Consider the following 26,424-nt stretch of genomic DNA (forward strand, 5'->3'; position numbering starts at 1 on the left):
CGCTCATTCCGCCCGTCAGGAGTCTTTCCATGCTTCGATCTTGCCGACCGCTGTTCGCCGCGATTGCTCTGGCGGGGACGTTTGCCGCCGTGCCGCAGATGGCGTCGGCCGACGTGACGCTGCTCAATGCGTCCTACGACGTGGCGCGCGATTTCTACAAGGACTACAACCCGCTCTTCCAGAAATACTGGAAGGCGAAAACGGGCGAGTCGGTCGAGGTGAAGCAGTCGCACGGCGGCTCGAGCAAGCAGGTGCGCGCCGTTGCCGATGGGCTGGAAGCCGATGTGGTGACCATGAATCAGTCGCCCGACGTCGATTTTCTGGCAGAAAAAGGGCTCGTCGCTCGCGACTACACGAAGAAATTCCCGAATAACGCTTCGCCGTATACCTCGACAATGGTGTTCATCGTGCGGCGTGGCAACCCGAAGGGCATCCACGACTGGAGCGATCTGGGCCGGAGCGGCATCCAGGTGATCCTGCCGCACCCGAAGACCAGCGGCAATGGCCGCTACAGCTATCTGGGAGCGTGGGGTTATGCGCTGCGCCAGCCAGGGGGTAACGACAAGACGGCGCTGGAATTCGTTGGCCGTGTCCTGAAGAATGCGCCGCTTTTCGCCGCCGGCGGTCGCGACGCGACGACGACCTTCATGCAGCGCAAGCTTGGCGACGTGCTGGTGTCGTTCGAGAGCGAAGCGGAGTTGATTGCCCGCGAGTTTGGCCGCGGCGAGTTTGAGGTCGTCTATCCGTCGCAGTCGATCCTCGCTGAATTCCCTGTCGCCATCGTCGACCGCGTGGTCGACAAGAAGGGGACGCGTCGTCAGGCGCAGGCCTATCTGGACTACCTGTGGTCGAAGGAAGGTCAGGAAAACGCCGCGCAAAACTATCAGCGTCCGCGCGATCCCGAGGTGCTGAAGAAATACGCCGCGCAGTTCCCTGCCATCCGTACCTTCACGGTGGATGAGGTGTTCGGTAGCTGGAGCAAGGCCTTTGCCGCGCACTTCCGCGACGGGGGCAGCTTCGACCAGATTTATCAGGTCAAGTAGACGCCGTCGATGTCTGTTGCTGCTGCCCGTCACGTGTTGCCCGGTTTCCGGCTGGGCATGGGCTACACGATCCTTTATCTGTCCTTGATCGTCCTGCTGCCGCTGGCCGCGATGGTGTTCAAATCGACCGAACTGACGGCTGCCCAGTTCTGGGCGATTGCCAGCGGTGAGCGGGCGCTCGCCTCGCTGCGCATCACCTTCGGCGCTTCGCTGCTGGCGGCGATGATCAACGCGGTATTCGGTGTGCTGACGGCCTGGGTGCTCGTCCGCTACCCCTTCCCCGGCAAGCGCTTTGTCGATGCCCTGGTCGATCTGCCGTTTGCCCTGCCGACGGCGGTCGCGGGCATCACGCTGGCGACGCTGTACGCCGGTAATGGTTGGATCGGCCGCTATCTCGAACCGCTCGGCGTCAAAGTCGCGTTCACGCCGCTCGGCATCGTCGTCGCATTGACGTTCATCGGTTTGCCCTTCGTCGTGCGCACCCTGCAGCCGGTGATCGAAGATATCGAGCCTGAGTTGGAAGAAGCTGCCGCCACACTGGGCGCGACGCGCTGGCAGACCTTTGCGCGGGTGCTCTTTCCGGCGATGTTGCCGGCGCTGCTGACGGGCTTCACGCTGGCGCTGTCGCGCGCCATTGGCGAATACGGTTCGGTGATCTTCATCGCCGGCAACATGCCGCTCATCTCGGAAATCACGCCGTTGCTGATCGTCTCCAAGCTGGAGCAATACGACGTTGCCGGTGCGACGGCGCTGGCGGTGGTGATGCTGGTGATTTCCTTTGTCCTGCTGCTGGCGGTCAATGGCTTGCAATGGCGCCTGGCGAATAGCCGGCGGGCGGGAGCGCGCGCATGAAACCTCGGCATTCGGCGCTCGCCGAGCCGCCCATCGTGCGCATTGCGCTGACGACGCTGGCTCTGCTCTTCCTCGCTTTCTTCCTCGGTCTGCCGTTGCTGTCGGTGTTCGCGGAGGCCTTCGCGGCCGGTGTGCCGGCGTATCTGCGCGCGCTGGCCGATCCGGAGGCGCGTTCGGCCGTGATCCTGACCGTCATCGTCGCGCTGGGGGTGTTGCCGCTCAATATTGTTTTTGGCGTGGCGGCGGCGTGGGTGATTGCCAAGTTCGAGTTCCGCGGCAAGGCGGCCTTGATCACGCTGATCGACCTGCCGTTCGCCGTCTCGCCGGTCGTTGCCGGCCTCGTCTTCGTGCTGATTTTCGGCGCGCAAGGCTTGTTCGGCCCCTGGCTGATGGCGCACGACATCAAGATCATCTTCGCCTTGCCGGGGATCGTGCTGGCGACCTTGTTCGTTACCTTCCCGTTCATCGCGCGCGAACTGATTCCGCTGATGCAGGCGCAGGGGCGCGAGGAGGAAGAGGCGGCGATCTCGCTTGGCGCCTCGGGCTGGCAGATGCTGTGGCGGGTGACGCTGCCCAATATCAAGTGGGGGCTGCTCTACGGCGTGATCCTCGCCAATGCCCGCGCGATGGGCGAATTCGGCGCGGTGTCGGTGGTATCCGGCCATATTCGTGGCGAGACCAATACGTTGCCGCTGCATGTCGAGATTCTTTACAACGAATACAACCAGGTGGGCGCTTTTGCGGCGGCGTCGGTGCTGGCGATGCTGGCCCTGGTGACGCTGCTGGCGAAGACCGCCGTCGAATGGCGTATGCGCCGCGAGACGGCCATGCTGTCTGCCGAACTGTCGCCGGAGCGTGTGCCGGCGCCTGCGAGCGGCCGGACGGCCGGCGCCACCCATCCCTCTGCTGAGCGACCATGAGCATAGAAATCCGCGACATCGGCAAGCGTTTTGGTGATTTCGTCGCCCTCGACGGTATCAACCTCACCATTCCCACCGGCGAACTCGTCGCCCTGCTCGGGCCGTCAGGCTGCGGCAAGACGACGTTGCTGCGCATCATTGCCGGCATGGAGTCGGCCGATACCGGGCAGGTGCTGTTCGCTGGCGAAGAGGCGACGCATCTGCATGTGCGTGAGCGTCAGGTGGGCTTTGTTTTTCAGCACTACGCCCTGTTCCGCCACATGACGGTGTTCGAGAACGTCGCCTTCGGCTTGCGCGTCAAGCCGCGTCGCGAACGGCCGGCGGAAGCGGAAATCCGCCGTCGCGTCATGGAATTGCTCGGACTCGTTCAGCTCGACTGGCTGGCGGATCGCTATCCGACGCAGCTCTCCGGCGGGCAGCGGCAACGGATCGCCCTGGCCCGCGCCTTGGCCGTCGAGCCGAAAGTGCTCCTGCTCGACGAGCCTTTCGGCGCGCTCGATACGCAGGTGCGCAAGGAATTGCGGCGTTGGCTGCGGCGCCTGCATGACGAAGTGCATATCTCCAGCGTTTTCGTCACGCACGATCAGGAAGAAGCCCTCGAAGTCGCTGACCGTGTGGTGGTGATGAACCGTGGCCGCATCGAGCAGATCGGCACGCCCGACGAGGTGTACTCGAATCCGGCCTCGCCCTTCGTTTACCGCTTCCTCGGTGACGTCAATGTCTTCCATAGCCGCCTGCAAGGCGTCTGGGCGGAGATCGGCCGGCCGCCGTCCGGCGGTGCGGCGGCGGCATCGGCCGGGTCTGGCGGCGCCGCTGCGGAGGGCGGCATCGCTGCTCCCGTGGCGACGGATGACGATGCCGCGCTCGCGTTCGTACGGCCGCACGACATCGATATCGTCCGCGCCCCGCAAGCGGGGGCTTTGCAGGCGACGATTCAGGACGTGCACGCCATCGGCCCGTCCGTACGCGTCGAGCTGGCTCATGAATCCGAATTGATCGAAGTCGAACTGACGCGGGAGCGTGCCGAAATCCTTGCCTTGCGCAAGGGCGAGCAGGTCTGGCTGAGCCCGCGGCAGGTCCGCGTCTTTGCCGTGCCGTCGGGCGGCGAGGAGTTCGTTTCGGGCTCGGGGATCTGAGGCGCCGCGGATCACCTTCCGCCCGCCGGCTGTCACGGTGCTATAATCCGCCTCCGGTTCGATCCTAAATTCCCCCGCCAATGGCGCTTTTCACTTTCGGCATCAATCACCATACCGCACCGCTTTCGGTTCGCGAGCAGGTGGCGTTCAACGCCGAGAAAATCGATCACGCGCTGGCCGATCTGATTCGTGCCAAGCCGGTGCGCGAAGCTGCCATTCTCTCGACCTGCAACCGCACCGAGCTTTACTGCGCGACCGACGCGCCGGAAGCAGCGGCTGACTGGCTGGCCGAGTACCACAGCATCGGCCGCCACGAGATTCAGCCGTACCTCTTTACCTATCCCGATCGCGACGCCGTGCGCCACGCCTTCCGCGTAGCCAGCGGTCTTGATTCGATGGTGATTGGCGAGGCGCAGATTCTCGGGCAGATGAAAGACGCGGTGCGCGCGGCGGAAGAAGCGGGAACGCTGGGGACGACGCTGCACAAGCTCTTCCAGCACTCCTTCTCGGTGGCCAAGGAAGTCCGCACAACGACGGCGATCGGCGCCAATACGGTGTCGATGTCCGCGGCCGCTGTGCATCTGGCGGAGCGCATCTTCGAGCGCATTGCCGATCAGCGCGTGCTCTTCGTCGGCGCAGGCGAGATGATCGAACTGTGTGCGGCGCATTTCTGTGCCCAGAATCCGAAGCAGGTCGTCGTCGCCAACCGCACCGTCGAGCGCGGTCAGGCGCTGGCGGAACGCTACGGTGGCACGGCCATCCGTCTGGATGACATCGCCGACCGCCTGTCGCAGTTCGACATCGTCGTCTCGTGCACCGGCAGCCCGCTGCCGATCATCGGCCTTGGCATGGTCGAGCGCGCCATCAAGCTGCGCCGGCACCGTCCGATGTTCATGATCGACCTCGCCGTGCCGCGCGATATCGAGCAGGAAGCCGGCGATCTCGACGACGTCTTCCTCTACACCGTCGATGACCTCGCGCAAGTCGTTGCCAGCGGCATCGAGTCGCGCAAGGCGGCTGTCGTCGAGGCGGAAGACATCATCGTCGCGCGTGTCGACAACTTCATTCAGTGGATGCAGTCGCGCGATACGGTGCCGCTGATCCGTTCGCTCCGCGATACGGCTGAACGCACCCGTCGCCACGAAATCGAGCACGCCACCAAGATGCTCGCCAAGGGGGAAGATCCGGCGCGTGTGCTCGATCAGTTGTCGCAGCGCCTGATGAACAAGTTCCTGCACGCGCCGACGCAGACGCTCAACCAGTCTTCCGATGAAGAACGCGCCGAACTGAACGCCATCGCCGCGCGTCTCTTCCACTTGCACCGCGAGCACGAGTAGCGCCGAGCGGCAGCCTGGCTGCCGCCGCGTGCGCGGCTGACTGTCCCGGTCGCCGCTTGCCCTCCCTCTCGTCCTTCGCTTATCCGTCCTTTTTGCGTCCGGCCCCGCCATGAAACAGAGCATTGTCGACAAACTAGAGCGCCTGTGCGGCCGTCTGGAAGAGCTGGATCGTCTGCTTGCCAGCGGTGACGCGACGCGTGATATCGACCAGTACCGTCGTCTGACGCGCGAACACGCCGACGTCGCGCCGGTGGTCGAGCGCTATCAGGAATGGCGGCAGTGCGAGGGCGATCTCGTCGAGGCGCAGGAAATGCTGGCCGATCCGGAGATGAAGGAGCTGGCCGAAGCCGAGATGCTCGCCGCGCGTGCGCGCCTGCCACTGCTCGAAGCCGAGTTGCAGACCCTGCTGTTGCCGAAGAATCCGGACGACGACTGCAATCTTTTTCTCGAAATTCGCGCTGGCACCGGTGGTGACGAGTCGGCGCTGTTCGCGGGCGACCTCTTCCGCATGTATTCGCGCTACGCCGAGCGTCGCCGCTGGCAGGTCGAGGTTGTCTCTTCCAACGCCTCGGAACTGGGGGGCTACAAGGAAATCATCGCGCGTGTCATTGGCGCCGGCGCTTACGCCAAGCTCAAGTTCGAGTCCGGTGGTCACCGTGTGCAACGCGTGCCGGCGACCGAGGCGCAGGGGCGGATTCACACCTCGGCCTGTACCGTCGCCGTCATGCCGGAAGCCGACGATATCGCCGATGTCGTGCTCAATCCGGCCGACCTGCGCATCGACACCTTCCGCGCCTCGGGGGCGGGCGGTCAGCACATCAACAAGACCGACTCGGCGGTGCGGGTGACTCACCTGCCGACCGGCATCGTCGTCGAGTGCCAGGACGACCGCTCGCAGCACAAAAACAAGGCGCAGGCCTTGTCCGTTCTCGTTGCCCGCATCAAGGATGCGCAGGAGCGCGAGCAGCACGCGCAGATCGCCTCCACGCGCAAGAGCCTGATCGGCAGCGGCGACCGTTCCGAGCGCATCCGCACCTACAACTTCCCGCAGGGCCGCATCACCGATCACCGCATCAACCTGACGCTGTATAAGCTCGACGCCGTCATGGACGGTGAGCTCGACGAGTTGATCAGCGCGCTCGCTTCCGAGCATCAGGCCGAGCAACTGGCGCAACTCGCCGAAGGCGGCGATTAAGCGGCGTGGCGACTCCGCCCTCGAAGACGCCAGCCGCCTCGGCAGCCGCCACCGATGAGGGCGCGGGCGCTCCGTTCGCGGGTGCCACCTTGCCGGCGACGCTCGCCGAGGCATGGCGCCATGCCTCGGCGCAGATTGGCCGCCTCGATGCCCGGCTGCTGGTCGAGCATGTCGCCGACTGCTCGCATACGGCCCTGATTGCCGACCCGCAGCGCCCCTTGCCCGTCGCCGCCGCCGAGCGACTGCTGCGTCTCATCGCGCGCCGGCAGGGCGGTGAGCCTCTGGCGTATCTCACCGGGCAGACCGGGTTTTACGGGCTGGAATTTGCGGTTTCCCCGGCCGTGCTGATCCCGCGCCCGGATACCGAATTGCTCGTCGACCTCGCGCGGACGCTGGCGGCGGGGGGCGATCTGCTGGCGCAAGCCTCGTCCGTCAACGCGTCTGCGCAGCCGGCTGATGGCTCCTTGGGCGCTGCCTTAGCGTCCGTTGCCGGGCCTGTGCCATCGGCTGCTGCCTCAGGCGCCGTCGCCAGAGAAGCCCGCCCGCTGCGAGTGCTCGATCTCGGCACCGGCTCGGGGGCGATTGCCGTCGCGCTGGCGGTGCATCTGCCGCACGCCCGCGTGCAGGCGGTGGATCGTTCGGCGGCGGCGCTGGAGGTGGCGCGAGCCAATGCCGCGCGGCATGCGGCGCCCGTCGCCTTTGCGCTTGGCGACTGGTTTTCGCCGCTGGCGGACGAGTGCTTCGACATCGTTGTCTCCAACCCGCCGTATATCGCGGCGGGCGATGTGCATTTGCAGCAGAACGGTTTGCCGTTCGAGCCGCCCGAGGCGCTGAGCGATGGGGGGGACGGGCTTGAGTGTTTGCGGGCGATCATTGCCGGCGCGCCGGCGCATCTGCGCAACGACGGCTGGTTGCTGCTCGAGCATGGCTACGATCAGGCCGCCGCCGTGCGCGCGCTGCTGACGGCCGCAGGCTTTGTGGATGTCGCCAGCTGGCGCGATCTGGGCGGGATCGAACGCGTCAGTGGCGGCCGCTACCCACGCGGCAGACCTTGAGCGCGGTCTGAGTGCGGGGCTGCCGGCAAGTCAGCCAGCGCGGCCGACTGGTTTGCCGTGGTCGGCGCGGACGAGGCCGGTTTGCCGTCATGCGCTGCCATTCGCCCTTGCTCGCCATCACTGCATTTTTTTCGGGAATTTCTGTCCAAGGGACTGTGTCTTCGCCTTGCCCGCCGAATCGCTGGCGGGGCGGCGAGACACGGCAGCGGATACCGATCTTTCGATTCACCTTTTGATGAGGCTTTTAATGGACGCACAGGAACAGATTCGCGAGCAGATTACCCAGTCGCCGGTGGTGCTTTACATGAAGGGTTCGCCGGCGATGCCGCAATGCGGCTTTTCGTCGACGGCGGTGCAGTTGTTGCGTGCGTGTGGGGTGCGCGAGTTTGTCAGCGTGAACGTCCTCGAATCGCCAGAAATCCGGCAGGGCATCAAGGATTTTTCCAACTGGCCGACAATTCCGCAGCTCTACGTGAAGGGTGAGTTCGTCGGCGGCTGCGACATCATGCGCGAGATGTACGCGAGTGGTGAGTTGCAGCAGTTGCTGGGCGGGCTTGGCCCGAACTGATCTGGGCGGCGCGCCGGTCTTGGCCCTTATTCTGGCCGGCGCGCGGCTGATTCGGCGCCGGTGATTTGTTCACCAGGGCGCCGGCGTCATTGGCGAAAGCGGCCGATGGCGCCTTGCAGTTCGTTGGAGAGCGTTTCGAGCTGCACGGCCTGCTCGGCCGCTTCGGTGACGGAGCGATCATTGTGTGCGGCCATCTCGGCGATGCGGCTGACGAAAGCGTGAATTTCCTGAATCGTCCGCGTTTGCGCGTCGACCGCCTGCGTGATTTCCTCGACTCCCTGCGAGGTCGTGGCGGCGGAGCCGCTGGCGCCGGCCAGTTGCCCGGCTACCGTTTGCAGGTAGCCTTCGCTGGCGGCGAGCGCATCGTGACCACGCTGGATGGCGCTGGTGACGCCTTCCGAGCGGCCGTTGAGAGCCTGCGTCAGACGGTCGATTTCATTGGCTGACTGCGCCGATTTTTCGGCGAGTTTCCTCACTTCGTCTGCGACGACGGCAAAGCCGCGTCCGGATTCTCCTGCCCGCGCTGCTTCGATGGCGGCGTTCAGGGCCAGCAGGTTGGTCTGCTCGGCGATTTCGCGCACCTGACCGGTCATGCTGGTGATCGCCAGCGTGGTGTGTACGAATTCGTCGACCGTAGCGCCGATCTGGCCGACGGCTTCGCTGACTACCTTGATCTCTTCGAGCATGCGGCGCAGTCCGGCGTTGCCTTCTTCGGCCTGTCGCTGGCTGTCGCGCGCCATGCCGTCGAGTTGGCCGGCGCTGGCTTGTACCTGTTCGACGCTTTGCGCCAGATGCTCGGCGGACGAGGCGGTGCTCTGTGTCAGGGTGCTTTGTTGTGCCGAGAGTTCGGCGACCGACTGGGTCGCGCTGGCGAGGGTGCGTGCCGATTCGAGCACCGAGACGGCGCTTTGTCGTAGCGAGCCGACGACGTCGCGGATCGACGCCGCCATGCGATTGAAGCTCTCGGCGATGTCTGCGTGCTCGTCGCGCGAGCCGACGTCGATGACATGGCCGAGATCGCCGTCGGCGAGACGCCGGCCGCCTTCAATGAGCGTCGACGCGCCGCGTTGCAGGGAGAAGTAGAAGCCGCCGACGAGATAGGTGGCGAGCAGGATGCCGACGATCACCATGGCAATGTTGAGCAGGCGCTGCTGGATGAGCGCCTGCGCGCGCAGATCGAGCCGTTCGGCGAGCGAACGGCTGATTGCTTCGTCGAGTTCGTCGAGCGCCTGCGTCGCCGCCTGCGTGTTCTGCCAGGCGGTTTCCGCGTCGAGCGAGACCGCGCGTCCCGCGATCAGGCGGCTGTCGACCAATTGGCGGATTTCCTTCAGGGCGTTGTCGACGGCGCTCATGCTCGTCTCGAGCGACTCCTTGTGTAGCGGTACGGCGGCGGTGACCTTGTTCAGGTCGGCCCGGATGCGCGCGGCTTGCGCGGTGGCATCGCTGTTCAGACGCTCGATGCGCGTGCTGTCGGCGGCGTCCATCATCTGCACGGCGGCGATACTGGCGATCTTCAGGCGCAGGTTGGTCAGCGTCTCGGCCAGTTGCGGCATCAGATTGATCTGCGTCGCAACGAGATAGTACGAGTCGACTTCGGGGTCGAGGATCAGCCCGGAGACGTCGCTGACCAGACGCTTCTGTGTCGAAAGATGGGTGAGCAAGAGGCCGTGCGCGGCGCGGATTTCTGGCGCGGTCATGTTGGGCAGAGACTTCTTGAGCGTCTGCCATTCGTCACCGAGAGCTTTCCAGCCGTCGGCGAGGCCGGCGTCGGCCGGTGTCGGCGAGGCAAACAGCGTGTCGATCTTTTGTGCGGCGGCGTCTGCCCGCGCTTTGGCCGAGTCGTCGCCAAGCGCGACGAGGCTGCTGGCGATGAGGTGCTGGTCGATGGCGAGGGCAAGTTGGCGCAGCGGAACGAGCGTCACCGTGCCGTCGATTTCCTGTTCGGTGACGGTGATCTTTTCGCCGACCTGGAGGAGAAATTGCGCCAGCAGCGCGCCGGTGAGAAGGGCGGTGACGACACCGATGAGGGCAAAGCGCGCGGCAAAGCGCAGGCGACCGAGGAAGGCGATCGCGGGGCCAAACAGTTGGTTCATCAAGGTCTCCGAAGTCTTGCGGTGAGGACGGCCAGTCCAGACTTCATGTTTACCGCGGCGATAGGTGCCGGATGAGACCGATTATGCCAATGGCAGTTCAGAATTTCCGCGCCGGCGCTGTGGTGGGGCGTCGGCGCGGAGCGCGCAGCGGCTCAGAGGCGGCTGCGGGCGCGGGCGATGGCGGCGCGTACTTGCTCGGGGGCCGTGCCGCCGATGTGGTTGCGCGCGGCGAGCGAGCCTTCGACGGTCAGCACGGCGAAGACGTCTTCGCCGATCAGCGGCGAGAAGGCTTGCAGTTCGGTGAGCGGCAGTTGCGGCAGATCGACGCCGAGTTCTTCGGCGCGGCGTACGGCGAGCCCGACGGCTTCGTGGGCGTCGCGGAAGGGTAGCCCCTTGCGCACAAGGTAGTCGGCGAGATCGGTTGCCGTGGCAAAGCCCTGCGTCAGGGCGGCGCGCATGTTGTCGGGGCGCGCGCTGACGCCGGCGATCATCTCGGCAAAGATGGCGAGCGTGTCGGTGACGGTGTCGGCGGCGTCGAACAAGGGTTCCTTGTCTTCCTGATTGTCCTTGTTGTAGGCGAGCGGCTGGCCCTTCATCAGGGTGAGCAGCGAGATCAGGCTGCCGGTGACGCGGCCGGTCTTGCCGCGCGCCAGTTCGGGAACGTCCGGGTTTTTCTTCTGCGGCATGATCGAGCTGCCGGTGCAGAAGCGGTCGGCGATGCGCACGAAGCCGACGCGCGGGTTCATCCACAGCACCAGTTCTTCGGACAGGCGCGAGATGTGCGTCATGGTCAGCGCGCAGGCGGCACAGAATTCGATGGCGAAGTCGCGGTCGGAAACGGCGTCGAGCGAGTTTTCGCAGACGCCTTCGAAGCCGAGTTGCTCGGCGACGAATTCGCGGTCGATCGGGTAGGTCGTGCCGGCCAGTGCGGCGGCGCCCAGCGGCAGCCGGTTGGTGCGCCTGCGGCAGTCGGCGAAGCGCTCGGCGTCGCGGCCGAACATTTCGAAGTAGGCGAGCAGGTGGTGGCCGAAGGTGACGGGCTGCGCCACTTGCAGGTGGGTGAAGCCGGGCATCGGCGTCGCCGCTTCCTTGTCCGCCAGTTCGATCAGGGCGCGGCGAAAGTCGCCGAGCAGCACGAGGATCTCGTCGATGGTGTCGCGCAGGTAGAGGCGGATGTCAGTCGCTACCTGATCGTTACGCGAGCGGCCGGTGTGCAGGCGCTTGCCGGCGTCGCCGACGAGCGTCGTCAGGCGCTTTTCGATGTTGAGGTGAACGTCTTCGAGGTCGAGCGACCAGGCGAACTGCCCCGATTCGATTTCCGTCACCACCTGCGCCATGCCGCGTTCGATGTCGGCGAGGTCGGCAGCGGCGATGATGCCCTGCCGCGCCAGCATGCGCGCGTGCGCCAGCGAGCCGCGGATATCCTGTCGCCACATGCGCTTGTCGAAATCAACCGAGGAGGTGTAGCGTTTGACGCGCTCGGCCATCGGCTCGGAAAAGCGGCCAGCCCAGGTGTAATTGGTGGTGCCGGCGGCAGAGGCGGCGGTGGCTTCGGAAAGGGGGGCGGCGGACGTGTCGGAGGCGGTCATGATGAGTGCGCTTGAGCGTGCGAAAGGCCGCACAGACGGCGATTCGGCGGGTGTCGGAAGAGCCGCGAGTATACGGCAAAACCCGCTGCGCCGAGCCGTGCCGGCCAGTGCGGCCGGGGGCGCTGACAGTCTGGCAGTCGATCGGGAGTGGCGGCATGATCGATAGCGTCATGCAGCACCTGTGGCGCGACGAGACGCCGTACGTCTTTGGTGCGGCGCTCGTCCTGTCCTTGCTGCTCTTTCGCGCGCTGGCCGGCAATCGGGCCATTCTCAAACACACGCTGCTGTTTCTTGCCTTCTGGTTCCTCGTTGACGTGGCGGCGGCGCTGTTTGCCGTGCGCGGCGAGCTGAAGATCGCCGATGGCGTGCATCAGGTGGCCTTGCTCGGTTTCGGGCTGGTTCTGATCCGCCTGTCGGGGCTGGCGCTGTTTCGCGTCCTGCTGCCGTTTGCGCATGTGCGCCCGCCGCGCATTCTCGAGGATATTCTCGTCATCGCCGGCTATGTGCTGTGGGCCCTGGTGCGCATGAGCTATGTCGGCGTCGAGGTGTCCGGGCTGGTGGCGACGTCGGCGGTGATCACCGCTGTGCTTGCCTTCGCCATGCAGGACACGCTCGGTAACGTGCTCGGTGGCCTCGCCTTACAGCTCGACAACTCCCTGGAGGTCGGCGACTGGGTGCGTATCGACGATCTGAGCGGGCGGGTGGTCGATATCCAGTGGCGCTATACTGCCATCCTGACGCGTAACGGCGAAAAGCTGGTGGTGCCGAACAGTCAGCTGATGAAGAGCCGCTTTGCCGTGCTCCTCGATAGCGATCTCAGCGTCGATGGCTGGCGGCGCTGGGTCTGGTTCAACGTCGACTACGCGGTGCCGCCGGCGCAGGTGATCGAAGCGGTCGAGCGGGCGCTTGCCGGCGCGGAGATCGCGCACGTCGCCAAAGTGCCGCCGCCCTCGTGTGTGGCGATGGATTTCGTGCCGGGGTCGGTACGCTACGCGGTGCGCTACTGGTTGAGCGATCCGTTGGAGGACGATCCGACCGATTCGGCGGTGCGGGTGCACATCTTCGCTGCGCTCGCCCGCGCCGGCTGGCGCATCGCTTTGCCCGACCAGATCGTGCATGTCGTCAAGGAGAGCGAGGCGCACGACGAGCGCGTCCACGAGCGCGAGATGGCTCGCCGTCTACAGGCCTTGTCGGCCATCGATCTCTTCGCCCCGCTGTCGGACGCCGAACGGCAGGCGCTGGCTGAGCATCTGCGGCCGGCGCCCTTTGCGGCCGGCGATACGATGACGCATCAGGGCGCGCTGGCGCACTGGCTCTACATCGTCGTCAGCGGCGAGGCGGCGGTGTTGTGGGATGCGCCGGATGGCTCGCGGCACCAGATCGGCGTCATCCCGGCGGGCGCGGTGTTCGGCGAAATGGGGCTGATGACCGGCGCGCCACGCTCGACGACCATCGTCGCGCGTGCCGATGTTGAGTGCTACCGGCTCGATAAATCGGGCTTCGAGAGCATCATCCGCGCGCGCCCGCAGGTCGCCGAGGCGATGTCGCACATTCTCGCCGAGCGGGAACGTCAGATCGCCAGCATGCAGGCGCAATTGCAGCGCGAGGCAAGCGTGCCGGAGGCAACGGGCGGGGCAGCGGCGATCCTGGAGCGCATCCGCGAGTTCTTCGCGCTGGCGTAGCGGCGGGCTTAGGAGCGGAGTGGTGGGGATGGCTGGTGTATCCGGCAGCGTCTGCCGTCGCGCAGGCTGCCTCGGCGAGCGTGGTAGAATCTCGCGCGCGCCGCCCCTGCCGGCAAGCGTTTGACAGTCGTCAGAGGGGCATTCCCGTACAACGCGTAGCACTCGCACAACCCCCGCTGGCTGTCGCGCCCGATTTCCGACGAACTTAAAGAGAACTCGCCTTGGACTCCTCTACTTCCACCCCTTCCCGCATCGTCATCGCTTCGCGCGAATCGCGTCTTGCCATGTGGCAGGCTGTCCATGTGCAAGGACGTCTCGCTGCGCAGTTTCCGCAAAGTCAGGTCGAGATTCTCGGCATGACGACGCAGGGCGACCAGATCCTCGACAAGCCGCTCGCCGCCATCGGTGGCAAGGGCCTGTTCATCAAGGAGCTCGAAGTCGCCATGCAGGAAGGCCGCGCCGACCTCGCCGTGCATTCGCTCAAGGACGTGCCGATGGTGATGCCCGAAGGTTTCGTGCTGTCGGCCATTTCGGCGCGTGAGACGCCGTTCGACGCTTTCGTCTCCAACAAATACGCCGCCCTCGACGATCTGCCGGCCGGCGCCGTTATCGGCACCTCCAGCCTGCGTCGTGAATCGGTGCTGCGTGCCCGTTATCCGCAACTCGTCATCAAGAGCCTGCGCGGCAACCTCGATACGCGTCTGCGCAAACTCGACGCCGGCGAATACGACGCGATCATCCTGGCGGCGGCCGGTCTCATTCGCTTGGGCCTGAAGGAGCGCATCCGCTCGCTGCTGACGCCGGAGCAATCGCTGCCGGCGCCGGGACAAGGCGCGCTTGGCATCGAGACGCCGGCCGATCGTCCGGAAACTGCCGCGCTCGTCGCCGTGCTCAACGATCCCGAAACGGCGCACTGCGTGCGTGCCGAGCGTGCGCTGTCGCGCGCGCTGGGCGGCAGCTGTCAGGTTCCGCTCGGCGGCTACGCCATTTTCGACAACGGCCAGCTCTGGCTGCGCGGTTTCGTTGCTACCGCCGACGGCAAGCAGATGGTCAGCGCAGAAGTGCGTGGCGCGCCGCAGGACGACGAAGCGCTCGGTCTGCAGCTGGCCGACATGCTGCGTGCACAGGGCGCCGACGCCATCCTCGCGCAACTCGCGCACGCTTCCGCCGGCCAATGACGGGGGCGCTGCGCGGCAAGACTGTCGTTGTCACCCGGCCACGCGCACAGGCGGCCGGTCTTGCCGCGCTGATCGAAGCCCAGGGTGGCGAGGCGCTGATTTTCCCGGTACTGGAAATCAGCGCGTCCACCGACCCGGCGCCGTTGCAGGCCGCCATCGCGGCGCTCGACAGCTACGCGCTGGCGATCTTCATCAGCCCCAATGCCGTCGCCTACAGCGTACCGGCCATCCTCGCCCAGCGTGCCTGGCCGAAGGGGCTGACGCCGGCGGCGGTTGGCGGTGGCAGTGTGGCGGCGCTGGCTGAGCATGGCGTCGCCAACGCCATTGCTCCACGTCACCGTTTCGACTCCGAAGCCTTGCTCGAACTGCCCGAATTGCAAGCTGATGCGCTGGCCGGCAAACGCGTGGCGATTTTTCGCGGCAATGGCGGTCGTGAGTTGCTTGCCGACACCCTGCGCGCACGCGGCGCGACCGTCGATTGCATCACTTGCTACCACCGTTCGGCACCGGCCGGTGGCGCGGCACCCTTGCGGGCGCTGTGGGAGGCGGGGCGGCTCGACGCCATCGCGATTTCGTCGAGCGAGGGGCTGCGCAATCTCGTCGACCTCCTCTCCGCCGACGACCGGCAGCATCTGGCTCAGACGCCATTGTTCGTGCCGCACCAGCGTATCGCCGAGGCGGCGCGCGCCCTGGGCCTGCGCCGCACCAAGCTCACCGCACCGGCCGATGCCGGCATCATCGCGGGTTTGTGTGCCTATAATTGGTGACGATGAGCGAGGACGATTCTTCCCGATCCCCGGCCGGTGCCGACGCACCTTCCCCTTCGTCGTCCTCTGAATCCGTACCCGCGGGGGCGTCCGCGGCTTCTTCCCCGCCGGTCGCTTCATCTTCGCCGCCGCCTCTGCCGCCGTCACCTCCTTTGCCGCGCCGCGCGCAGCGCTTGAGCGTTGGCGCCGACTGGCTCAATCCGTGGCTGCTCGTCGCTGTCGTCGCGCTGGGTGTCGCCGCCTGGCAGTGGCTGGAAACCCGGCACAAGCTCGCCGGCACGCAGCAGGAGCTCGCGCGGCGCTTGGCGGAGAGCGATACCGCTGCGAGCGAGACGCGTGCCTTGGCGCGTCAGGCGGAGGAACGCACTTCCAGCTTGCAGGAGCGATTTGGCGCGCTGGAAGCGCGCATCGCCGAATCGCAGAGTCAGCAGGCTACGCTCGAAAAGCTCTTTCAGGATCTGGCGCGTAACCGCGATGAGTGGGCGCTCGCCGAGATCGAGCAGAGCGTGACGCTGGCTTCGCAGCAGTTGCAGTTGTCGGGCAACGTGCCGGGCGCCGTCGCCGCGCTGCAATCGGCCGATAGCCGGCTGGCGGCCGGCGGGCGGCCGCAGTTGCTGGCGCTGCGCAAGGCGATCGGCCGCGATCTCGAGCGCTTGCGGGCCTTGCCGCTGGTCGATCTGCCGGGAATGAACCTGCGTCTGGAGTCGGTGATCGTCGCTGTCGACAGCCTGCCGCTTGCCATCGACGCGCGGCCGCGTGCCGAGGCGCCGCCGCCGGCCGTGAGCGAGCGTGCCGAGACGAATGCCGTGGCTGGCGTGTTGCGCCAGTTCGCCGCCGATATCTGGCAGGAGTTTCGCGGGCTGGTGCGGATTCAGCGCTTCGACCGCGACGAGCCGGTACTCCTGGCACCGGGGCAGGCGTTTTTCCTGCGCGAGAATCTCAAGCTGCGTCTGCTCAACGCGCGTCTGGCGCTCCTCGCGCGCGATCAGACGACCTTCCTCAACGAGTTGCAGCAGGCGCGCGAGTGGCTCGGGCGCCACTTCGACGCGCGCGCGGCCGTCGTGCAGGAGGCGCAGGCGACGCTCAAATCGCTCTCTGGCGCCGAGATCGGCCTTGAGTTGCCGTCGCTGAACGAATCGCTGTCGGCGATCCGTTCGCTGCAAATGGCACGGGAACGCAAATGAGAGCGCTGTTCTGGCTGCTGGCCCTCTTTGCGCTGGCCGTCGGCGCCTCGGTGGCGGCGCATTTCAACGATGGCTACGTGCTGCTGGTGTTTCCGCCATATCGCGCCGAGATTTCGCTCAACCTCGCCATCGTTCTCCTCGTCGTCGCTTTCGTCGTGCTTTACGTCATCCTGCGCACAGCGGCGCTGGCAGTTTCTTTGCCGCAGCGTGCGCGCGAATTTCGTCTGCGGACGCAGTTGCAAAAGGCCAATGACGCTTTCCATGACGCCGTGCGTCTGCTCTTCGAGGGGCGCTTTGGTCAGGCGCAAAAACAGGCCGCTGGCGCGGTCGAGGCGGCCAGCGCGGCGAGTACGGTGAGTGCGGCATCTCCTGCGTCATCCGCCGCCGCTTCTCTCGCGGCGCTTTCCGTGTTGCTGGCGGCGCGCGCGGCGCAGCGGCTGCGTGAGCCGCTGCGCGTTCAGGAGTGGCTGGCGCGGCTCGATCAGGCTGACCTGCACGGCACGCCGGACACGCACCTGATGGCAGCACGCCTGATGTTCGAAGCGGAAATGCACCTGAGCGCGCAGCGGCCGGCCGAGGCGATCGCCGTGCTGCATCGCCTGCAGCAGATTGCCGGGCGCCATCTCGCCGCCCTGCGCCTTGAACTGCGCGCGCAGCAAGCCTTGGCGCATTGGGACGAGTCCTTGCGTCTGGTTCGTCTGCTGGAAAAACGTGAAGCCATGTCGGCCGAGGCAGCGGCGGAAATCCGTCTGCACGCGCACCGCGAGAACATCGCGCTGCGCGCCGGCGACGCGGCGCAGCTACTGGCCTACCGCCGGCAACTGCCGCGCAGTGAAATGAACCCGCGTGTCGCGCGGGTCTTTGCCGAGGCGCTCGCCGCCGTTGGTGAAGCCGACGAAGCGACGTTCATTCTGGAAAGCCAGCTGGATGCCGAGTGGCCGGCCGAGGGGCGGCTGCCAGCGATCGATGCCGACGCCGGTGCGGCGCTTTTGCGCCTCTATGGCGAAATCAGCGGCGGCGACCTGACGGCCCGCATCGCCCGCGCCGAAGCCTGGCTGGTCAGTCACCCCGGGGATGTGCGGCTCCTGCTGACGCTCGGCCAGCTGTGTCTGGCGCAAAAACTCTGGGGCAAGGCGCAGAGCTACCTCGAAGCCACCCTGCTGCGCGCCGACTTTCTCACCCTCGGCGATCAGCGCTGCGCGCGTCTGTCGCTGGCGCGTCTCTTTGAAGCGACGCAGCGAACGGCGGAGGCCATGCCGCACTATCGGGCGGCGGCGCAGTTGGTGGGGTGACGGCCGCGACGCTCGGAGCCTTGGGCGCGCAGGGGTAACGGGGGAGATCTGCGGGCGGTGTGCCCGCGTCGCCGTCGGCGAGAGGCGCTTACTCGCCTTGGCCGACGGACATCAAACCCAATCGCGCGGCGTCAGCAACTCGTAGATCTTGGCTTCCGGCGATCCCGGTTCGGGCTGCCAGTCGTAGCGCCAGCGCACCAGCGGCGGCATCGACATGAGGATCGATTCGGTGCGACCGTCGCCGTGCAGGCCGAAGAGTGTGCCACGGTCCCAGATCAGGTTGAATTCGACGTAGCGGCCACGGCGGTAGGCCTGGAAATCGCGTTCGCGTTCGCCGTAGGGCGTCTCGTGCCGACGCTCAAGCAGCGGCAGATAGGCGGCGGCGAAGCTGTCGCCGACGGCGCGGGTCAGCGCGAAGCAACGCTCGAAGCCGCCAGCGTCGAGGTCGTCGAAGAAGACGCCGCCAACACCGCGCGGCTCCTTGCGGTGCGGCAGCGTGAAGTAGGCGTCGCAGTCCTTCTTCAGGCGCGGATAGACATCCTCGCCGAAGGGCATCAGCGCGCTCTTGAGCGTGCCGTGAAACTGACGTATGTCGTCCTCGAATGGGTAATACGGCGTGAGATCGCAGCCGCCGCCGAACCACCATAGCGGTTCGCCCTCGGCCGGGGTGACGGCAAGCGCGCGCACGTTGAGGTGAGCCGTCGGGCAGTAGGGATTCTCCGGGTGCAGCACCAGCGAGACGCCCATGGCAGAAAACGGGGCGCCGGCGAGGTGCGGGCGGGCCGCTGTGGCCGCGGCCGGTAATGCATCGCCGCTGACGCGCGAGAAGGCGACGCCGCCACGCTCGAAGACGCGGCCGCCTTCGATGACGCAGGTAAGTCCGCCGCCGCGCAATGCCTTGCCGGCGGTGGTGGCGCTCGCCGGGGCGGGCACCTTTTCCCAGGCGTCACGGCAAAAGCGGGCGCCGGATTCGCCTTCCAGCGCTTCGCAGGCAGCGACGAGCTGCGCTTGCAGAGTACGGAAGTAGGTATCGACCGCCGAGCCGGCGGGTAGCCCGCCAGCGGGCAAGCCGTCGCCCGTCATCGCGTCAGCGCCCGATAGCCGATATCGGTCCGCAGCTGCATGCCGTCAAAGTGAATGCGGCTGGCGGCTTCGTAGGCGCGTTTCTGCGCCTGCCGGACGTTGTCGCCGAGTGCCGTGACACACAGAACGCGGCCCCCGGCGGTCACCACGTCGTCACCGACGAGACGCGTGCCGGCGTGGAAGACGTGCACATCCTCGGCATTGCGTTCTTCACCGGCCGGCAGGCCGCTGATGACGTCGCCCTGACGCGGCGTTTCCGGGTAGTTGGCGGCGGCGAGGACGACGCCGAGGGCGACGCGGCGGTCCCATTCGGCTTCGACGCGGTCAAGAGTGCCGTTGATGCCGTGCTCGAGCAGGCTGACGAGATCGGACTTGAGCCGCATCATGATCGGCTGCGTTTCCGGGTCGCCCATGCGGCAGTTGAATTCGAGCGTCTTCACCGAGCCGTCCTTGCCGATCATCAGGCCGGCGTAGAGGAAGCCGGTGAACGGGATGCCGTCGCTGGCCATGCCGCGCACCGTCGGCAGGATGATCTCGCGCATGACGCGTGCGTGCATTTCCGGCGTCACGACCGGCGCCGGCGAATAGGCGCCCATGCCGCCGGTGTTGGGGCCGGTATCGCCGTCGCCGATGCGCTTGTGATCCTGACTCGAGGCCAGCGGCAGCACGTTCTTGCCGTCGACCATGACGATGAAGCTCGCTTCTTCGCCGTCGAGGAATTCTTCGATGACGACCCTGGCGCCAGCGTCGCCGAGGCGGTTGCCGGCGAGCATGTCGGTGACAGCCGCGTGCGCTTCGTCGAGGGTTTGCGCGACGACGACGCCCTTGCCGGCGGCGAGTCCGTCGGCCTTGATGACGATCGGCGCGCCGTGCGCGTCGATGTAGGCGTGCGCGGCGGTGGCGTCGGAGAAGGTCTCGAAGGCGGCGGTCGGAATCTTGTGCCGGGCCATGAAGCGCTTGGCGAAGTCCTTCGAGCTTTCGAGCTGCGCGGCGGCCTTGGTCGGGCCAAAAATCTTCAACCCGCGGGCGCGGAAGATATCGACGACGCCGGCTGCCAGCGGCGCTTCGGGGCCGACGACGGTGAGTGCGATTTTTTCGCGCTCGGCGAAATCGGCGAGCGCCGTCGGGTCGGTGATGGGCAGGTTTTCGACTTCACGCTCATGCGCGGTGCCGGCGTTGCCGGGGGCGACGAACACTTTCTTGAGTCCGGATGCCCGCGCCAGTCGCCAGGCCAGTGCGTGTTCGCGTCCGCCGGAGCCGATAACGAGTAATTTCATGGAGTGTTCCTGGAAAAAAGTGAAGGGGAGTCAGGCGGTGGGGCGCATCCCGCGTCCTGTCTCCCCGCGAGCATCAGTGGCGGAAATGGCGGGCGCCGGTGAGCACCATGGCCAGGCCGTGTTCGTCGGCGGCGGCGATGACTTCCTCGTCGCGCATCGAACCGCCCGGCTGGATCACCGCGGCGGCACCGGCGGCGGCGAGCACATCGACGCCGTCACGGAAGGGGAAGAAGGCGTCGGAGGCGACCACCGAGCCCGTGAGTTCAAGGCCGGCGTGCTGCGCCTTGATGCTGGCGATCTTGGTCGAATCGACGCGGCTCATCTGCCCGGCGCCGACGCCGAGCGTCATGCCGCCGCCGCAGAAGACGATGGCGTTCGACTTGACGAACTTGGCGACGCGATAGGCGAAGAGCAGGTCTTCGATCTGTGCGTCGGTCGGTGCCTTCTTGGTCACCACGCGCAGGTCGGACGCCTGCACGTTGAAGGCGTCCGGCGTTTGCACCAGCAGGCCACCGCCGACGCGCTTCAGTTCAAACGGTTGCAGGGCGCGGGCGAGCGGGACTTCGAGCACGCGCAGGTTCTGCTTGCTGGCGACGAGTTCGCGCGCTGCCGGCGTGAAGGCCGGCGCGATCAGCACTTCGACGAAGTGCTTGCGTTCGCTCATGGCAGCGATGACGTCGACGTCGACCGTGCCGTTAAAGGCGATGATGCCGCCGAAGGCCGAGGTCGAGTCGGTCTTGAACGCCTTTTCATAGGCGCCGAGCAGCTTGCCGTCGATGGCGACGCCGCAGGGGTTGGCGTGCTTGACGATGACACAGGCCGGCGCGGTGAAGGTCTTGACGCATTCCCAGGCAGCGTCGGCGTCGGCGATGTTGTTGTACGAGAGTTCCTTGCCTTGCAACTGCACGTAGCTGGCGATACCACCGGCGACCGGCGCGGTGTCGCGGTAGAAGGCCGCCTGCTGGTGCGGGTTTTCGCCGTAGCGCAGCGTTTCGACACGGTCGAAGGCGAACTGCAGCGCCTTCGGGAAGGTTTGCGGCACGTTGGCGTCGTCGAGCGAGGTCAGCCAGTTGGCGATGGCGCTGTCGTAACGCGCGGTGTGCGTGAACGCCTTCTTGGCCAGATTGAAGCGCGTCGCGGCGGAGAGCGCGCCGTCGTTGGCGGCCATTTCGGCGAGCAGCGTCGGGTAGTCTTCGGGGTCGGTGACGATGGCGACGGCGGCGTGGTTCTTCGCCGCCGAGCGGACCATCGCCGGGCCGCCGATGTCGATGTTTTCGATGGCTTCTGCGAGCGTCACGCCGGGCTTGGCGACGGTTTCGCGGAAGGGGTAGAGGTTCACACAGACGAGGTCGATCTGCGGAATGTCGTGCGCGGCGATCGTCGCCAGATGTTCGGGCAGGTCGCGGCGGGCGAGGATGCCGCCGTGCACCTTCGGGTGCAGCGTCTTGACGCGCCCGTCGAGCATTTCCGGGAAACCGGTGTAGTTGCCGATCTCGGTGACGGCGAGGCCGGCGTCGCGCAGCAGTTTGGCGGTGCCGCCGGTCGACAGCAGGGCGACGCCTTGCGCGGCGAGGCCGCGGGCGAAGTCGAGTGCGCCGCGTTTGTCGGAGAGGCTGATCAGGGCTTGACGGATTTTCATGGGAGTCGGCAGTCGGGAATGGTCAGAGAAAGGTCAGTGAGCGGCGCGTTGTCTGTCGGGCGGTCTTCGGTTGCACCACCTGGTGCAGCGACGGCGAACAGGCAACGGGCGCGCCGCGTTCGTTTACGCAAGCAGGCGGTAATCGACCAGCTTCTTGCGCAGCGTGTTGCGATTGATGCCCAGCATTTCGGCGGCGAGGGTCTGGTTGCCTCCTGCCTGTCGCATGACGATTTCGAGCATCGGACGCTCAACGCTTTTAAGCACCATGTCGTAGATGCCGGCCGGCTTCTCACCGTCCAGATCAATGAAATACGTTTCCAGCGCGCTGGAAACGCACGCGGAAACATCGTTACTTTTCTTCATGCGGCCAGCCCTCCCCAGGCTGTTCTATGTGCGTGGTGTCGTGCAGGTTCAGTGCAGCAGAGTGAATGTCGGCGGCCACGCGTGGCGCGTCGCCGTCCTCGTGATCGGCGTAGTGCAGAAGCTCCCCCTGAGCCTGCAACGCCAGAAAAAACTGATCGACCGCCGCGCGTTGGAGCGCGATGGTCGGCAGCTGGTTCATGCCGTGACGGAAAGCCGCCGAGCCGACCAGCCCCTTGGTGTACCAGGAGATGTGTTTGCGGGCGACGCGCACCCCCGTGTCGACGCCGTAAAACGAGTAAAGGTCTTCGAGGTGGGCGAGCAGGATCGCGTGAATTTCGGCGACTTTCGGCGGCGGCAGCTTCTCGCCGGTGGCGAGGTAGTGTTCGATCTCGCGGAAGATCCACGGGCGGCCCTGCGCGGCGCGGCCGATCATCAGTGCGTCGGCGCCGGTGGCGTCGAGTACGGCGCGGGCTTTTTCCGGCGAGGTGATGTCGCCGTTGGCGACCACCGGAATGCGCGCAGCGGCTTTGACGGCGGCAATGGTCGAATACTCGGCATGGCCCGTGTAGCCGCAGGCGCGCGTACGACCGTGCACGGCGAGTGCGCGGATGCCGCTGGCTTCGGCGATGCGCAGGATATTAAGGGCGTTGCGGCTGGTTTTGTCCCAGCCGGTGCGGATCTTCAGGGTGACGGGCGTTTCCGGCACCGCCGTAACGACGGCTTCGAGAATGCGGCCGACGAGCGCTTCGTCTTTCAGCAGGGCCGAGCCGGCCATGACGTTGCAGATCTTCTTCGCTGGGCAGCCCATGTTGATGTCGATGATCTGCGCACCGCGGTCGACGTTGTGGCGGGCGGCCTCGGCCATCATGCGCGGATCGGCGCCGGCGATCTGCACGGCGATGGGCGCCACCTCGCCCTCGTGGTTGGCGCGGCGCTGCGTCTTGGCGCTGCCGTAGAGCAGCGAATTCGACGTCACCATTTCCGAGACCGCCAGACCCGCGCCCATCGACTTGCACAACTGCCGGAACGGGCGATCCGTGACTCCGGCCATCGGTGCGACGAAGAGTGCATTTCTCAGCGTAAAACCGAGGTATTCCATGAGAGGCCGGGAGAAGACAGGGTCAAAAAACGGACGCGAAAGTCGCGCCAAATCAGGCACAAAGCAATCAGCAGCAGGGCGTAAGACAGCGGTAATGCCTGTCGGTCGAGCGGGGGAAGGCGCGAATTCTACCCTTCTCGGCGCCTAAAAAATAGTCAATTATTGCCGCCGAGGGCGGGCGTGGCGGCGATACAACACCGCTGTCATGCTGAGGGCGAAAGAGGCGTGTCGCGGCCGCTGCGTGTCGGCGGTGGAATGCTTCGTCGCGACTACGCCGGCGTAGCCGGATCGGTCGGCGACGTCGGCGTAGCGGCGACCGGGTCGGCGCCAAACATCATGCGGCGCGTCAGTGCGCGGCGTAGCGGTGGGCAAAGGTCGAGGGTGGCGAGGCCGGCCCCGCGCAGCAGCGCCACCGGCGGCAGGGCGCTGCCAAAAACGCGGATCAGCCCGTCAGTGATGGCGGCTGTACCGAGGCGGTCCTGGCGGCGCTGCTGCGCCCAACGGGCGAGACGCCGGGCGTCGCCGGGGTCGCCAGTGGTGCCATCGTCGTCGCGCGAGGCGCCGATGGCGTGCGCCAGCGTCCAGGCGTCGCGCAGTCCGAGGTTGAAGCCCTGGCCGGCGACCGGATGCAGCGTCTGCGCGGCGGCGCCGATCCAGACTTCGCGCGGCGCCAGCACCGCGCGGCGCAGGCGCAGGGCGAGCGGAAAAGCGTGTCGTGGGCTGATCGTCGACAGTGCGAAACGACCGCCGAAGTCCCGATTCAAGCGGGCAAGAAAGCGCGAATCGTCTTCCGCCAGCAAGTCTGCAAGCCGCTCAGCGCGCACGGTGTAGACGAGCGAAAAGCCCTCGCCCATGGGCAGCAGCGCCAGAGGCCCGTCGCGGGTGAAGCGTTCCCAGGCCACGCCGCCGTGCGTCTGCCCGCGCGGCAAGCCGACTTCGGCGACGATGGCGCACTGCCCGTAGTCGCGAATCCGCGTTGCGGCGGCGTCGCTTTCGCCCTCGGCGTGGACGACGAGGCGTGCGGTGAGCGTATGCGGCCGACCGGCGATATCGAGCGTAACAACGGCGCTGTCGCCTCCGGCGCGAATGGTACGCACCTGGCAGCCGCCCAACTGCTGCAGATGCGTCGCCGACGGCGGTGAGCTGGGCGCGCGCGTTGTCGCCGATGGCGCCAGCGTTTTCGCCAGCGCCGCGTGCAGCGCGCCGTAGCGCAACACATGGCCCAGCGCATCGCCGCCGTGCTGACGCGAGCTGCGGGCGAAGGGGGCGTCGGCGCCATCGGCGGCGTCGAGAATGGCGCGCCCGAAGGCGCCGCGTTGCGAGACGTGAATCCGCCGGATCGGCGTCGCGGCGTCCGCCGGCCAGGCACCGAGCGCGCGCAGCAGACGCCGCGAGCCTTCGGCGAGCGCCAGTGCGCGCGGGTCGTCGTCGCTACTCTGCGTGCGCCGGTCGATGAGCAGGATCGATCGCGGCATCGCATCGTCCGCGCGACCCTGCGCGAGCAGGGCGCTGGCGAGCGCCATACCTGCCGGCCCGGCGCCGACGATCAGGATGTCGACAGCCGAGGGCGTTGTCGTTGACTGGCTGTCGGCAGCGGGGTGCGTCGCGGCTGGAGTGGAGGGCACAGTGATGGCGGGCTCAGTGTTTGGGGAGCGTGAGTGCACGTTGCGCGAGCGCGGGGCTACTCGCGACGCATGACGGATTCGATCTCGGCGACGGTCTTCGGAGCCGTGGTGTAGACGATGGCACCTTGTGTGGCGTCGCTGCCGAGGAGTACATCGTCTTCGATGCGGATGCCGATGCCGGTGAGTGCCGCCGGCACGCCGTCGCCGGGGCGCAGGTAGAGGCCGGGTTCGACGGTGAGGGTCATGCCGGGGCGCAGGGTTGTCCACGCGTCGCCCTGCTTGTAATCGCCGGCGTCGTGCACATCGAGGCCGAGCCAGTGACCGGTGCGATGCATGTACCAGGGTTTGTAGGCTTCGCTTTCGAGCGCGCCGTCGACGCTGCCGGAGAGGATTTTCAGATCGATCAGCCCTTGCGTCAGTACGCGCAGCGCGGCCTCGTGGTAGTCGGCGAAGGACGCGCCGGGGCGGATGGCAGCGATGGCCGCCGTCTGCGCGGCGAGGACAATTTCGTAAACGTCGCGCTGGGCGGCGGAGAAGCGCCCGTTGACCGGGAAGGTTCGCGTGATATCGCCGGCGTAGCCTTCGACCTCGGCGCCGGCGTCGATGAGTACCAGCGCGCCGTCGGCGAGCAGACGACGGTTGTCGACGTAATGCAGGATGCAGGCGTTGGCGCCGCCGGCAACGATGGGCGCGTAGGCGTGACTGTCGGCGCCGCGCCGGCGGAATTCATAGCTCAGCTCGGCCTCCAGTTCGTACTCGGCCATGCCGGGGCGGCAGGCGCGCATGGCGCGCGCGTGTCCGGCCGAGGAAATGTCGGCGGCGCGGCGCATCAGCGCAACCTCGGCCTCGTCCTTGATGAGGCGCATGGCGTCGAGCGGCGCGCGCAGGTCGCGCAAGGCGCGCGGGGCGCTGCGGCCGTTGCGCGCCTGGGCGCGGACGGCGCCCATGGCAGCGAAGATGCGCGCATCCCAGCTGGCGTCGTCGCCGAAGGAATGCCACAGGGTTTCGCGATTGGCGATGAGGTCGGGCAGCAGGCGGTCGAAGTCGCCGATCGGATGCGCTGCGTCGACGGCAAAGGCGCTTTTGGCTGCCGCCTGGCCGTAGCGAAAACCGTCCCAGGTTTCGCGTTCGCTGTCTTTTTCGCGGCAAAAAAGCACGCTGCGCGCCGGCTCGCCGGCACGCGCACCGAGCAGCACGAGCACCGCTTCCGGTTCGGGGAAGCCGCAGAGATACCAGAAGTAGCTGTCGAAACGGTACGGGTGGTGGGCGTCGCGGTTGCGGATGCGCTCGGGCGCCGTCGGGATGATGGCAACGCCGTCGCCGAGTTGCGCCAGCAGGCGTTGGCGGCGCGCGGCGAAGCAGGCGCGGGCGGTGGTCGGACTTGCCGTGGAAGCGGTCATGGGGCGTCGTAGGAGGGGGCGAAGAGAAGGGGGGAACGTCGGTGATC

Annotated in this window: 22 protein-coding genes; 13 read left to right on the plus strand and 9 right to left on the minus strand. The window is 66.6% G+C overall.

Features of this window, described 5'->3' with window-relative positions; all coding sequences use genetic code 11:
• Window positions 1–98 precede the first annotated feature (98 nt).
• The 8 genes from GHK24_RS06725 (at window position 99) to grxD (ending at window position 8,106) form a co-directional block, all read left to right on the plus strand.
• Window positions 99–1,043, plus strand: coding sequence for a sulfate ABC transporter substrate-binding protein (locus GHK24_RS06725; RefSeq protein WP_153471259.1), 945 nt, complete (start codon window positions 99–101; stop codon window positions 1,041–1,043).
• Between the two features lie 9 nt (window positions 1,044–1,052).
• On the plus strand, window positions 1,053–1,895 hold the full coding sequence (gene cysT / locus GHK24_RS06730; protein WP_153470962.1) for a sulfate ABC transporter permease subunit CysT: 843 nt from the start codon (window positions 1,053–1,055) through the stop codon (window positions 1,893–1,895).
• Window positions 1,892–2,815, plus strand: a complete 924-nt coding sequence (gene cysW / locus GHK24_RS06735) for a sulfate ABC transporter permease subunit CysW (protein WP_153470965.1) — start codon at window positions 1,892–1,894, stop codon at window positions 2,813–2,815. Before cysT ends, cysW begins: the two co-directional genes overlap by 4 nt.
• Complete coding sequence (locus tag GHK24_RS06740; RefSeq protein WP_153470968.1) at window positions 2,812–3,951, plus strand: sulfate/molybdate ABC transporter ATP-binding protein; 1,140 nt, start codon at window positions 2,812–2,814, stop codon at window positions 3,949–3,951. Before cysW ends, GHK24_RS06740 begins: the two co-directional genes overlap by 4 nt.
• An 80-nt stretch (window positions 3,952–4,031) precedes the next feature.
• Window positions 4,032–5,288 carry a glutamyl-tRNA reductase gene (gene hemA / locus GHK24_RS06745; protein ID WP_153470971.1) on the plus strand — a complete coding sequence of 419 codons (1,257 nt, stop codon included), beginning with the start codon at window positions 4,032–4,034 and terminating at the stop codon, window positions 5,286–5,288.
• 109 nt (window positions 5,289–5,397) lie between these two features.
• Window positions 5,398–6,483 carry a peptide chain release factor 1 gene (gene prfA, locus GHK24_RS06750; RefSeq protein ID WP_153470975.1) on the plus strand — a complete coding sequence of 362 codons (1,086 nt, stop codon included), beginning with the start codon at window positions 5,398–5,400 and terminating at the stop codon, window positions 6,481–6,483.
• A gap of 5 nt (window positions 6,484–6,488) precedes the next feature.
• Complete coding sequence (locus GHK24_RS06755) at window positions 6,489–7,538, plus strand: HemK/PrmC family methyltransferase (protein ID WP_340666126.1); 1,050 nt, start codon at window positions 6,489–6,491, stop codon at window positions 7,536–7,538.
• A gap of 247 nt (window positions 7,539–7,785) precedes the next feature.
• Entirely contained in the window at window positions 7,786–8,106 is a 321-nt protein-coding gene (gene grxD, locus GHK24_RS06760) for a Grx4 family monothiol glutaredoxin (protein WP_153470978.1), read from the plus strand.
• An 86-nt stretch (window positions 8,107–8,192) separates the two neighbouring features.
• Here grxD and GHK24_RS06765 read toward each other — a convergent pair whose 3' ends face one another.
• Together GHK24_RS06765 and argH are read right to left on the minus strand one after the other, a co-directional pair.
• The gene (locus tag GHK24_RS06765; protein ID WP_153470981.1) at window positions 8,193–10,199 is read right to left on the minus strand and encodes a methyl-accepting chemotaxis protein; all 2,007 of its coding nucleotides are present in this window, start codon (window positions 10,197–10,199) and stop codon (window positions 8,193–8,195) included.
• 152 nt (window positions 10,200–10,351) lie between these two features.
• Window positions 10,352–11,788 carry an argininosuccinate lyase gene (gene argH, locus GHK24_RS06770; RefSeq protein ID WP_153470985.1) on the minus strand — a complete coding sequence of 479 codons (1,437 nt, stop codon included), beginning with the start codon at window positions 11,786–11,788 and terminating at the stop codon, window positions 10,352–10,354.
• A gap of 155 nt (window positions 11,789–11,943) precedes the next feature.
• Here argH and GHK24_RS06775 point away from each other — a divergent pair, with 155 nt between their 5' ends.
• The 5 genes from GHK24_RS06775 to GHK24_RS06795 all read left to right on the plus strand — a co-directional run bounded on the left by GHK24_RS06775 (window position 11,944) and on the right by GHK24_RS06795 (window position 17,891).
• A complete protein-coding gene (locus GHK24_RS06775; RefSeq protein WP_153470988.1) occupies window positions 11,944–13,470 on the plus strand; it encodes a mechanosensitive ion channel family protein in 1,527 nt (508 codons plus the stop codon).
• Window positions 13,471–13,691: 221 nt separating this feature from the next.
• Complete coding sequence (hemC, locus tag GHK24_RS06780) at window positions 13,692–14,648, plus strand: hydroxymethylbilane synthase (RefSeq protein ID WP_153470992.1); 957 nt, start codon at window positions 13,692–13,694, stop codon at window positions 14,646–14,648.
• On the plus strand, window positions 14,645–15,415 hold the full coding sequence (locus GHK24_RS06785; protein ID WP_153470994.1) for a uroporphyrinogen-III synthase: 771 nt from the start codon (window positions 14,645–14,647) through the stop codon (window positions 15,413–15,415). Before hemC ends, GHK24_RS06785 begins: the two co-directional genes overlap by 4 nt.
• Window positions 15,416–15,588: 173 nt before the next feature.
• Complete coding sequence (locus GHK24_RS06790) at window positions 15,589–16,599, plus strand: uroporphyrinogen-III C-methyltransferase (RefSeq protein ID WP_228384574.1); 1,011 nt, start codon at window positions 15,589–15,591, stop codon at window positions 16,597–16,599.
• Window positions 16,596–17,891, plus strand: a complete 1,296-nt coding sequence (locus GHK24_RS06795) for a heme biosynthesis HemY N-terminal domain-containing protein (protein ID WP_153471000.1) — start codon at window positions 16,596–16,598, stop codon at window positions 17,889–17,891. Before GHK24_RS06790 ends, GHK24_RS06795 begins: the two co-directional genes overlap by 4 nt.
• 111 nt (window positions 17,892–18,002) lie before the next feature.
• On the opposite strand, the gene hemF is transcribed toward GHK24_RS06795, so the two are convergent.
• The 7 genes from hemF to GHK24_RS06830 all read right to left on the minus strand — a co-directional run bounded on the left by hemF (window position 18,003) and on the right by GHK24_RS06830 (window position 26,377).
• A complete protein-coding gene (gene hemF / locus GHK24_RS06800) occupies window positions 18,003–18,974 on the minus strand; it encodes an oxygen-dependent coproporphyrinogen oxidase (protein ID WP_153471003.1) in 972 nt (323 codons plus the stop codon).
• The gene (purD, locus tag GHK24_RS06805; RefSeq protein WP_153471006.1) at window positions 18,971–20,251 is read right to left on the minus strand and encodes a phosphoribosylamine--glycine ligase; all 1,281 of its coding nucleotides are present in this window, start codon (window positions 20,249–20,251) and stop codon (window positions 18,971–18,973) included. Before purD ends, hemF begins: the two co-directional genes overlap by 4 nt.
• 73 nt (window positions 20,252–20,324) lie before the next feature.
• Window positions 20,325–21,890, minus strand: coding sequence for a bifunctional phosphoribosylaminoimidazolecarboxamide formyltransferase/IMP cyclohydrolase (gene purH / locus GHK24_RS06810; protein WP_153471009.1), 1,566 nt, complete (start codon window positions 21,888–21,890; stop codon window positions 20,325–20,327).
• A gap of 123 nt (window positions 21,891–22,013) precedes the next feature.
• Complete coding sequence (locus GHK24_RS06815) at window positions 22,014–22,253, minus strand: helix-turn-helix domain-containing protein (RefSeq protein WP_153471012.1); 240 nt, start codon at window positions 22,251–22,253, stop codon at window positions 22,014–22,016.
• Window positions 22,240–23,352 (minus strand): tRNA dihydrouridine synthase DusB, encoded by a 1,113-nt coding sequence (gene dusB / locus GHK24_RS06820; RefSeq protein ID WP_153471015.1) that lies wholly within the window; start codon window positions 23,350–23,352, stop codon window positions 22,240–22,242. Before dusB ends, GHK24_RS06815 begins: the two co-directional genes overlap by 14 nt.
• Window positions 23,353–23,621: 269 nt before the next feature.
• Window positions 23,622–24,977: an FAD-dependent monooxygenase gene (locus tag GHK24_RS06825; RefSeq protein WP_340666127.1), complete on the minus strand. Its 1,356-nt coding sequence runs from the start codon at window positions 24,975–24,977 to the stop codon at window positions 23,622–23,624.
• 56 nt (window positions 24,978–25,033) lie between these two features.
• Window positions 25,034–26,377, minus strand: a complete 1,344-nt coding sequence (locus tag GHK24_RS06830) for an aminopeptidase P N-terminal domain-containing protein (protein WP_153471018.1) — start codon at window positions 26,375–26,377, stop codon at window positions 25,034–25,036.
• Window positions 26,378–26,424 lie beyond the last annotated feature (47 nt).

Origin of the sequence: Rhodocyclus gracilis (assembly GCF_009617575.1) — a bacterium.
Classification (GTDB): Bacteria; Pseudomonadota; Gammaproteobacteria; order Burkholderiales; family Rhodocyclaceae; genus Rhodocyclus; species Rhodocyclus gracilis.